The organism is Microcoleus sp. Pol8_D6, from assembly GCF_036700965.1.
Classification (GTDB): Bacteria; Cyanobacteriota; Cyanobacteriia; order Cyanobacteriales; family Microcoleaceae; genus Microcoleus.
This window is the reverse complement of sequence record NZ_JAUBPW010000002.1, coordinates 217,377-227,087: the sequence shown is the minus strand read 5'-3', so window position 1 is coordinate 227,087 and position 9,711 is coordinate 217,377. Positions and strand designations below refer to the sequence as shown.

Here is a 9,711-nt window from a genome sequence, read left to right as displayed (position 1 = left end):
AACGGGACAATTCGGCATAGTTCACAAAAAACTTATCAAGGCTACTATCTTACCATCATTACTTCTTGGCCACTACCTAGATTTGAGAATAGGGAATGACTTATGCCATAAGGGTTGGGAGTTTGCCTACAGTTGTATTCTTTTTGGAAACTGGTATAATCATTGTTTAGACAGGCAGGGAAACGGAAACTATGGTTTCTTGCTGCGGCAAACTTTCTATTTTAAATTCTCCTCCGTGCAATTCTACAAGGCGTTGAACAATCGCCAGGCCCAATCCCAAACCTGCTTGTTGGTAAAGTTTGCGATCGAACTGCCTGTAAGCTTCTAGCTGTGCAATCTGATCTGTAGTCATGCCACGGCCTTGGTCTTTGACAGACAGAAGAAAAGTCTGATTTTCGACGAAAGTGCTTAATAAAACAGGCGTTCCTTCTAAAGAAAATTTGAAGGCATTGTCCAATAGTTCTTCAACAATTTTTGCAAGTCTGACAGAATCAATAGCAACCGACGAATCTTGCAAGTTTAATTGTAAATCGTCTGTTCTATTCGCGTGTTTTGCTTGCTGGCGCGCTTTTTGACTCAGCAAAGATTTTACACAGCTAAATTCGCTGTTTCGCATCTCCTTTAACAGTTCGGGATTTGTAGCTGCTATCTCCAGTTCTGCATACAGCAAAAAGTTCTGAATGAGTCGATACAAGCGATGACCAGAAGTTTGAATTTGACCAATCATCTCTAAGATATCTGCTTCCTCTAAGACCTGATATTCTGACAAGATTAGCTCAGAGAAACCCAGAATTGCATTCAAAGGAGTCCGCAATTCGTGGGGCAGCGACATACTAATATTAGTGCGTAATTCGTCTAGCGTCTTTTGAGATTGTCGGCTAATTGTTTTTTGTTTTTCAAGTCTAATAGCAATGGCTTTTAGCAGTTCTTGCGGCGTACATGGCTTAGTAATGTAATCGTCAGCTCCCAGTTCCATGCCCGTGCGAATGTCAACTTTATCGGCTTTTGCTGTGAGGAAAATAAACGGAATTGTGGCAGTCAAGGGTTCCGAACGCAAAGCTTTGAGGACGCCGTGACCGTCTACTTCCGGCATCATCATGTCGCACAAAATTAAATCAGGGATTTGTTCGATCGCCAATTTGATGCCGACTTTGCCGTTAATCGCTCCTATTCCTTCAAAATTCTCGGCTTCCAGCAACTCTAAAATATTCTCTCTAATTGCTTCTTCGTCTTCTATTACCAAAATCTTAGCCATGGTGATAGCTCCTTTTAGTTAGTAGTTTGTGGGAAAAATCTGGGTTCAGATACTTGATAAGTTTGTTTGTTAGGGACTTAATTAATCGTTAAACTACGGATATCTATAGTTGATAATTCATTTGTTATTATTGACGGGGAGTGCAAATTAAAGGCAAGGTAATAGTGAAAGTTGTGCCTTTTCCTTCTTGACTCTCGATCGCAAGTTGACCGCCGTGCAGTTCCACAGCCCTCTTCACAATTGCTAAACCGAGCCCTGTTCCCGAAATAGTGCCGACATTTGGAGAGCGGTAAAAAGTTTCTAATATTCGCTCTCGATCGGCTTGGGGAATGCCGATGCCCTGGTCTTGAACTTGGAAGACAGCTTCGTTGTTTTGACAGTTGAGATGCAAAGAAACTGGACTGCCTACGGGGGAATATTTGATGGCATTTGAGAGGACATTTCCCAAAATTTGCTGCAACAGTTTTTCATCCATTTGAGCCTCGCAGTTGCCACCTTCATATTGAAAGGCGATCGGGTGTTGGTTGCTGTCGTTGAGCTGCTGCTCTTCTACCAGTTGACGGCAAAATTTTTCAAGGTTTAAGGAAATCGGTTGAAACTGCAAGGTATTGGCTTCGATTTTGCCAATTACGAGGATATCTTCTAATAACTCTGTCATGCGTTTAATTGCTAATTGAATCCGCACAAAATGAGTAGATTTTTTATCTTGGGTCCACTGAGAACTGTAATCTTGCAGCAATCCAGCGGAAAATTGGATGGTTGTCAAAGGTGTGCGGAACTCGTGGGAAACCATTGTGACAAATTTAGCTCGCAGTTCTGAAAGTTCCTTTTCTCGTGCGAGGGCTTTGAGAATTTCCGCTTCTGCTCGTTTGCGATCGCTAATGTCACGGGCTTCCGCTATCAGCAGCAAAATTTTTCCTGTCTCATTTTTAACAGGTTTCAGTGAGAAATCAACTGTCATGATTTGACCACTTTTGCCTAACAAGTCGATTTCGCTGCGGAAAAACTCGCCGCGACTTGCTTTGCCGATCGCGCATTGCAATTGTTCGGCAACCTGTGGCGACTGGGTCCAAATCGCCATTTCCCAAATCGGGCGGCCCACAATACCCTCCGATCGCAATCCGGCAAAATCGAGGGCTGTCTCGTTGACTTCCAGCACAATTCCTTCGGGAGTCAGCAGCTTGGTTAGCTGAAACGACGAGTCAAAAATTGCCCGAAAGCGGCGCTCGCTTTCCCGCAGCATTTGAAATGTTTGAGAACGTTCGATCGCATAGCGGATCGTCCGCACTAATAATTGAGTAGTAATTTGACCTTTAACAATATAGTCTTGAGCTCCCAAGCGAACTGATTCGAGGGCGATCGCCTCATCATCCAAGCCTGTCATTACCACCATTGGCACATCAGGAGCAACTTCTCGCAGGCGAGTTAGCGTTTCCAAACCGCGGCTGTCGGGCAAAGAAAGGTCGAGCAAAACGACATCAAAGGGTTGTTTACACAGTTGTGCGATCGCTTCATGCAGGAACTCAACAGACACCAGTTCCCACTCGACGCCGACAGATACTTCTAACAGTTCTGCAAGCAAATCAGCATCAGCAGGATTGTCTTCTACTAACAGAATCTTAATCCACATAGCTTAGACGTTTTTGACTATAAAAATTTTACTCTACCAATCTTAGGTTAAACTTTTTTCCTTTCCCTTACCATTTTCAACTTGAAAATTATTATTTGGGAACTGTCACCACCACCAGCCACCAATCCTCAATCCATCTCACCAGCTTAGGAACTTGACTAAAATCGATAGGCTTAGTGATGTAGCACCGGGCTGACAGGGCATAAGACTTGAGCATCTCTTGATCGGCTGCTGAGGTTGTCATTTTATTTTAGATTTTAGATTTGAGATTTTGGATTGACCCCACGGATAAATTGGGGGGCTTGAGGATTTTAGATTTGAGATTTTGGATTGATTCCACGGATAAATCTGGGGGGTTGTACCATCAAGAAATTCGCTTGTCATAATTACCACCGGAATCATTTTTAACTTGAGTGTTGAGTTGATTTATATCAATATTTTTAACCCTTTTTTTAGGCAAAATCAAGTTAAGCATAATTAAATTAGACCGAGAAGGCGAACCGAAAAGCCTGCTTTATTCAATAAACTCTTGCTTGTACCATATTTTCTACTATTTGCAAGTTGTTAAAAATTGACTGGGCGCCAGCTTTTATAAACCCCATTAAGCCTCGCTGAGCAAATCATCCACCAGCAGAATTTCCATAGGTTAAAAATTTTTAGAGCATTCATAAGCAAAGCATCTGTTCGTTTAATTTAGAGGAAGTTTGACGACTGCCAGCCAGAATTCCTCAATTAACCTGACTACTTTAGTAAATTCAACGAAGTCTACAGGTTTTGTTATGTAACAGTTGGCGTGGAGGGAGTATGACTTAAAAATATCTTCGGGCGCTGCTGAAGTGCTGAGAATTACTACAGGAATTAATTTTAACTTTGGGTCAGTTTTAATTTCTTCTAGCACTTCAATACCGCTTTTTTTCGGCAGATGCAAATCGAGCAAAATCAAATCGGGACGAGGTACCCTGAGATAAGGTTCTTTTCGGCGCAAAAACTTGATTGCTTCGACTCCATCCTCCACAAAATGCAAGTTATTCAATATTTTACCCTGACTGAGGACTTCTATTGCCAAATCGGCATCGCTGGGAGAATCCTCAATCAGCAGAATCTCTATAGGTCTAACAGTGCTTCGATCGCTCATAACCGGCGTATCCCTTTGAGTATAAAAACAAAATTGAATTTTGAGGCTTCAGGTACTAATTATAGGAATAGTGAAGTAAAAAGTCGCTCCTTTTCCCTCCTGAGATTCCACCCAGATCCGACCGCCGTGGCGTTCAACAATGCGCTTGCACATCGCCAAACCTATGCCAGTACCGGAATATTGGCGGCGGGAGTGTAGGCGCGCAAAAATGATAAAAATGCGATCGGCATACTGCGGATCAATCCCAATGCCGTTATCGCGGACACTGAACACCCATTCGCTCTCTTGCCTACGGGCAGCGATATGAATCAACGGGATATCTTGGCGACAAAATTTGATGCTGTTGGCGACCAAATTTTGGAATAATTGCACCAGTTGAAATTCATCCGCCATCACGGTTGGCATCGCGTCGCAGGTAATTACAGCTTTTGTTTCGGCGATCGCAATTTGCAAATTGCACATAGTTTGCTTAACCACAGCGTTGCAGTCCGCCTGCTCAAACTCCTGACCCCTCGTTCCCAGGCGCGAATACGCCAACAAATCGTTAATTAACTGCTGCATTCTGGTGGCGCCATCGACAATATAATGAATATACTTATCTGCGCGAGCGTCCAAATTTCCTTGATAGCGCTGGGCAAGCAATTGAGTGTAACTGGTAACGGCTCGGAGCGGTTCTTGCAAATCGTGGGAAGCCACATAAGCAAATTGTTCTAATTCCTCGTTGGAACGCTTCAAATCTTCTGTAAGTTGCAGCATTTGCTGCTCTGCTTCTTTGCGGCTTGTAATATTGTAAACCAAGGCGCAACAAGACAGCAGATTACCCTGGGAGTCCATGACTGGACTGGTAGACATATCAGTCCAAATATCTTTTCCATCCTTGCTTTTAAATTTAAATTCGTGTTGTTCACGAATACCTTGCTTGCGTCGCTCGACATTATCAATAGCTTGTGGTTCTTCCGCTTTGTCCATGAAATCAAAAAGCGAGCGCCCGAACATTTCTAATTCATTATAGCCGAGCATTCGCGCCATTGCGTGGTTCACGTAAGTCGTGAGACCATTACTATCAATTACCCAAATGCCTTCTTCTGCCAATTCAACTATTTGTCTGTACTTGAATTCACTTTCCTGCAAAGCTGTTTCAGTTAGTTTGCGCTCGGTGATATCTTTCATAAAACAGTGGTTGCCGTTAAATATTCCTTGTTCGTCCCAAGCTTTTACCATTGTTACTTGCTTGTAAAAAAACGAGCCATTTTTGCGGACCCCTCTAGCTTCTACTTCTACTTTGCCAGAAATGACCATTTCCTGATAAGCTGAGAGCATCATCTCAACATCGCCCGGATGTACGGTGAGCTGCCATTCCATGCCAAGCATTTGTTCCGGTTCGTAACCGCATTTATGAGCGTAAGCTCGGTTAACCTTCACGTAGCGTCCCTCAATATCCAGCCGCGAAATGCCTTCCACCGCATTTTGCATGGCATTCGTGAGGTCGCGCAGCTCTTTTTCAGCTTGTTTGCGATCGCTAATATCCTGACCGATACCCAAAAAACCGTTAATATTCCCGCTACTATCAAATAAGGCAGTCACCGACAACAGTACCGGAAACCGCGAACCATCTTTGCGAATGTAAGTCCATTCATTTTCGTCAGCGATTTCCCGGCACGGCAAAGCAAAAAATACTTCAATTCCCCGCTCTATTTTTACTCCCAATTCATGAGAAAGAACTTCAGCTCTTTTAGCTATCTCCAGAGGGTCGTGAATTATTGCTAGCGTGACTTTCCCCACCACTTCTTCTAGCGAATAACCTAAAAGTTTCTCTGCCGCCCGATTAAATGTTTTAATTGTACCGTCGGGCTCTGTAGAAATAATTGTGTAGTTAGCGCTATTAAGAATTGCATTTTGCAGTTGCGTCAATTCCAACAAAGTAAGAGCAATTTTTTCGCGGTAAGCTATTTCTTTTTGCAATTGGTGGTTAGAAATTTCGATTTGAGCAGTGCGCTCAGCAACTCGATGCTCCAGAGTTTCATTGAGCCGTCGATTTTCCTCTTCTACCTGCTTGCGTTCTGTAATATCAGTAATAGTACACACATAACTTTTAACATCGCCATTTTCTCCGATTTGACCGACAGATTGACCGAATACCCAACTGATTTGAGGGTGATTAATACCTTGAAAGCGGTACTCAGATTTAAAGGGCAATTTCTCCTGCGCGGCGCTATACCATTCAGAAAAAACCCGATCGCGGTCGTCTGGATGAATGCCTTGCAACCACCCTTTGCCCAAAGCCTCATCACAGGTTATTCCCGAAATTTGACACCAGCGTTCGTTGACATACAAGCAGTCTCCTCCTGCATCTGCATAAAATATTCCCACCGGGGAAGCTTCAGTTAAAGTTTGATAGCGAGCTTCCGTTTCTCGGCGTTCAATTATTTCTTTTTGCAGTATTGAATCGATCATCCCTAATTGAGTTGGACTCAGGAGAGTTAATGCTTGGGGAACGAAAGGAATTAATGCAAAAGCGGTGTAACCAGAAATCGCGGCGGTAATAATTTTTAGAATGCCAGAAACCCAATAAACAGGATGCCAAAGCGTCCAAACTTCCATTATATGAGTAGTGCCACAGGAGATAATAAAGGCTGCAAAGAGCCAAAAAATGTTGCGAAATGGCAAGTCTTTTCGCTGACCGATAAAATAAATTAGGGATAGCGGTATTGAATAGTATGCCAGGGCAATTATAGAGTCTGAAACTATATGGAGCGCGACTAGCTCTCGCTGCCAAAGGTAACAGTAGCCTTGAGGAATATAATTCCCGGTGAATAACAACTGATTTAAAAAATTCCAAATCATCATAAATGGAATGGGTAATCGAGAATTAGTAATTGGTAATTCGTAATTGGTAAGCGGGAATTGGTAATTGGTGATTTAACTCAATGACTTATAACCTATCTCAAATTTTTGAAAGATACAGTCTTGAACGCACCGGGGGCTAAAAACCAGGTTTCTGGTTAGATGCCTCGTTGCCAAACCGAATATTGTCGTAGAAACTGGTTTTTCTTCCGTAAGTCTTAATATAGCAATTCTCAATGATTCGCGAGCTGTAGCGAGCTCTAGGTTGGGTATAACTCATATCTTGCACTATTCTCAATCCTTTTATGAACAGGCAAGATGCCTGTTCCACAAGAAAATTCATCTCTTGTGGAACAGGCATCTTGCCTGTTCCTGACAATGGTGCAAGATGTGAGGTATGACGAAGTGACACCCTATATGCCGATTTTAGATTTTAGGATTTTAGCTTTTCCTTCCTTCTTCCTTATCTTCTCAATAACTAAAGCCTTCTTCCATCCATCCGTTACATCTGTTACATCCGTTACAGAATCCGTTGCCGAACTTCCTTCTGCTATAAAAAATGGGGCGAGCTCGAAGCCCGCCCCACCAAAAATTATGCTGCTGGTATTAACCCAACAGCGCCTGAGCCTTAGCTACCACATTATCAACGGTGTAGCCAAACTTTTCTAAAGCAACGGGACCCGGTGCAGAAGCGCCGAATCTGTCAATACTGAGGCTATCGCCTTCAGAACCCAAATAACGTCCCCAGCCGAAGCTAGAACCTGCTTCAACTGCCAACCGCTTAGTAACAGCTTTCGGCAGTACAGATTCGCGGTAAGCGGCATCTTGTAAGTCGAACAATTCCCAGCATGGCATCGAAACTACGCGCACTTTATTGCCTGCAGCGCGCAATTTTTCAGCGGCATCAACGCAGAGGTAGGTTTCGCCACCGGTGCCGATTAAAATGATGTCGGGAGTGCCACCGTCGTCGGACAAAATGTAAGCGCCTTTGGCTGTTCCTTCGATCGAGCTTCCAGCCAAGTTAGGCAAGTTTTGGCGCGACAAAGCCATTAAAGTTGGGCGGGTGCGGCTTTCAACTGCCACTTTGTAAGCGCCGGATGTTTCATTACCATCTGCAGGGCGCATTACCAACAAATCGGGAATTACTCGCAGAGAAGCGATGGTTTCCACGGGTTGGTGAGTGGGGCCGTCTTCGCCCAAGGCTACGGAGTCGTGAGTCATTACATAAATAACTCCAGCTTCCGAGAGTGCAGAGAGGCGAATTGCTCCCCGCATATAGTCAGCAAATACCAAGAAAGTGGCGCAGTAAGGAATTAAACCGCCGTGCAACAGCATACCGTTGGCGATCGCACCCATGCCGTGTTCCCGCACACCAAAGCGCAGGTTACGTCCTTCGTACTGACCTTTTTGGAAGTCTTTTTCACCCTTGAGCAAAGTCATGTTAGAAGATGCCAAGTCAGCGGAACCGCCGATCAGTTCAGGTAACACACTTGCCAAAGCATTCAAACATTTTCCAGAATGATTCCGAGTCGAATCGGCCTTATCTTCTGCCTTGTATGTCGGCAAAACTTTATCCCAACCTTCGGGAAGTTTGCCGGCAACCGTGCGCTCGTATTCGGCAGCTTCTGCAGGATATGCTGCTTTATAAGCATCAAAAGCTTTCTGCCATTCTTGCTCAGATTGAGCGCCACGTTCGACTGCTTTGCGGAAGTGTGACAAAGCATCATCAGGAATCTCAAACGGTGCGTGTTCCCACTTCAAGAAATCGCGAGTTGCTTGCACTTCATCGCTACCCAAAGCAGCGCCGTGAGCACTGTAAGAATTGCGCTTGTTTGGAGAACCGTAACCAATGATGGTACGGACTTTAATCATGGACGGTTTGTCCGTGACTTTTTTGGCTTCTTCAATAGCTTTGTGAACTGCTTCTAGGTTAGTATCTTCGTCTAGAGCGGTATTGTCTACTGTAATAACGTGCCAGTTGTAAGCTTCAAAACGCTTGCCCACATCTTCAGTAAAGGCCAAGCTGGTGTCGCCTTCAATAGAAATGTGATTGTCATCGTACAAGGCAATTAATTTGCCGAGTCCGAGGTGTCCGGCCAAAGAACAAGCTTCGCCAGAAACGCCTTCCATGTGGCAGCCGTCACCCATGATGACATAGGTGTAGTGGTCAACAATTTTGTGGTCGGGCTTGTTAAACTTAGCAGCGAGGTGAGCTTCTGCCATTGCTAAACCGACGGCATTAGCAATTCCTTGTCCCAGGGGGCCGGTGGTAACTTCTACGCCTTCGGTGACGAAGTTTTCGGGGTGTCCGGGGGTTTTGGATTCCCACTGACGAAATTGCTTGATGTCGTCGAGGGTGACGCTATCGTAGCCGGTCAAGTACATGAGGGCGTACTGTAGCATACAGCCGTGGCCGGCGGAGAGGACGAAGCGATCGCGATTAAACCACTTGGGGTTTTTGGGGTTGAACCGCATGAACCGATCCCACAGCACAAAGGCCATAGGGGCAGCGCCCATCGGCAGTCCCGGGTGTCCTGATTTTGCTTTTTCTACCGCATCGATGGCCAAAAAGCGGATAGAGTTGATGCAGAGTTCTTCGAGTGATTGGGTTGCAACAGCCATAATTCTGGTTTTTATACGTTAAGAGAGAGTGTGTGTGGTCGATTCTGACAGAGGTGCGATGAGCCGAGTTCGATCGCTCGCATTTCTGCTGTTCAGTTTCTATGGAACTGCCGTGAGGCTGCACTACATATCATCTCACCTGTTGCGATCGACAGACAACTTAATTTTTTAATGTTTCGGTCGCTTTGTGCAGTTGATTGTAAATTTTTATCGGAGATATTTCTG

The 9,711-nt window shown here is 44.5% G+C and carries 8 protein-coding genes; 2 read left to right on the top strand and 6 right to left on the bottom strand.

Going from position 1 to position 9,711, the window contains the following annotated elements:
* Window positions 1-166: 166 nt before the first annotated feature.
* The 5 genes from QUA10_RS01860 to QUA10_RS01840 all read right to left on the bottom strand — a co-directional run bounded on the left by QUA10_RS01860 (window position 167) and on the right by QUA10_RS01840 (window position 6,867).
* Window positions 167-1,255 carry a response regulator gene (locus QUA10_RS01860; protein ID WP_333081173.1) on the bottom strand — a complete coding sequence of 363 codons (1,089 nt, stop codon included), beginning with the start codon at window positions 1,253-1,255 and terminating at the stop codon, window positions 167-169.
* Between the two features lie 127 nt (window positions 1,256-1,382).
* A complete protein-coding gene (locus QUA10_RS01855; protein WP_333081174.1) occupies window positions 1,383-2,885 on the bottom strand; it encodes an ATP-binding protein in 1,503 nt (500 codons plus the stop codon).
* A 91-nt stretch (window positions 2,886-2,976) separates the two neighbouring features.
* On the bottom strand, window positions 2,977-3,129 hold the full coding sequence (locus tag QUA10_RS01850; protein WP_333081175.1) for a hypothetical protein: 153 nt from the start codon (window positions 3,127-3,129) through the stop codon (window positions 2,977-2,979).
* A 444-nt stretch (window positions 3,130-3,573) separates the two neighbouring features.
* Complete coding sequence (locus QUA10_RS01845) at window positions 3,574-4,020, bottom strand: response regulator (RefSeq protein WP_333081177.1); 447 nt, start codon at window positions 4,018-4,020, stop codon at window positions 3,574-3,576.
* A gap of 48 nt (window positions 4,021-4,068) precedes the next feature.
* Window positions 4,069-6,867, bottom strand: coding sequence for a PAS domain S-box protein (locus QUA10_RS01840; RefSeq protein WP_333081178.1), 2,799 nt, complete (start codon window positions 6,865-6,867; stop codon window positions 4,069-4,071).
* 315 nt (window positions 6,868-7,182) lie between these two features.
* On the opposite strand from QUA10_RS01840, the gene QUA10_RS01835 reads away from it, so the two are divergent.
* Window positions 7,183-7,533, top strand: a complete 351-nt coding sequence (locus tag QUA10_RS01835) for a hypothetical protein (RefSeq protein WP_333081180.1) — start codon at window positions 7,183-7,185, stop codon at window positions 7,531-7,533.
* On the opposite strand, the gene tkt is transcribed toward QUA10_RS01835, so the two are convergent.
* The gene (gene tkt, locus QUA10_RS01830) at window positions 7,471-9,486 is read right to left on the bottom strand and encodes a transketolase (RefSeq protein WP_333034692.1); all 2,016 of its coding nucleotides are present in this window, start codon (window positions 9,484-9,486) and stop codon (window positions 7,471-7,473) included. The genes QUA10_RS01835 and tkt overlap by 63 nt on opposite strands.
* A 34-nt stretch (window positions 9,487-9,520) precedes the next feature.
* On the opposite strand from tkt, the gene QUA10_RS01825 reads away from it, so the two are divergent.
* Window positions 9,521-9,658 (top strand): hypothetical protein, encoded by a 138-nt coding sequence (locus QUA10_RS01825; RefSeq protein ID WP_190734883.1) that lies wholly within the window; start codon window positions 9,521-9,523, stop codon window positions 9,656-9,658.
* The last annotated feature ends 53 nt before the right edge of the window (window positions 9,659-9,711 follow it).

Bases quoted from the DNA above. Each gene is read 5' to 3' on its own strand.
- QUA10_RS01840 (WP_333081178.1), bottom strand. From the start codon at position 6,867: ATGATGATTTGGAATTTTTTAAATCAGTTGTTATTCACCGGGAATTAT.
- QUA10_RS01835 (WP_333081180.1), top strand. From the start codon at position 7,183: ATGCCTGTTCCACAAGAAAATTCATCTCTTGTGGAACAGGCATCTTGC.
- QUA10_RS01855 (WP_333081174.1), bottom strand. From the start codon at position 2,885: ATGTGGATTAAGATTCTGTTAGTAGAAGACAATCCTGCTGATGCTGAT.
- QUA10_RS01845 (WP_333081177.1), bottom strand. From the start codon at position 4,020: ATGAGCGATCGAAGCACTGTTAGACCTATAGAGATTCTGCTGATTGAG.
- QUA10_RS01850 (WP_333081175.1), bottom strand. From the start codon at position 3,129: ATGACAACCTCAGCAGCCGATCAAGAGATGCTCAAGTCTTATGCCCTG.
- QUA10_RS01860 (WP_333081173.1), bottom strand. From the start codon at position 1,255: ATGGCTAAGATTTTGGTAATAGAAGACGAAGAAGCAATTAGAGAGAAT.
- tkt (WP_333034692.1), bottom strand. From the start codon at position 9,486: ATGGCTGTTGCAACCCAATCACTCGAAGAACTCTGCATCAACTCTATC.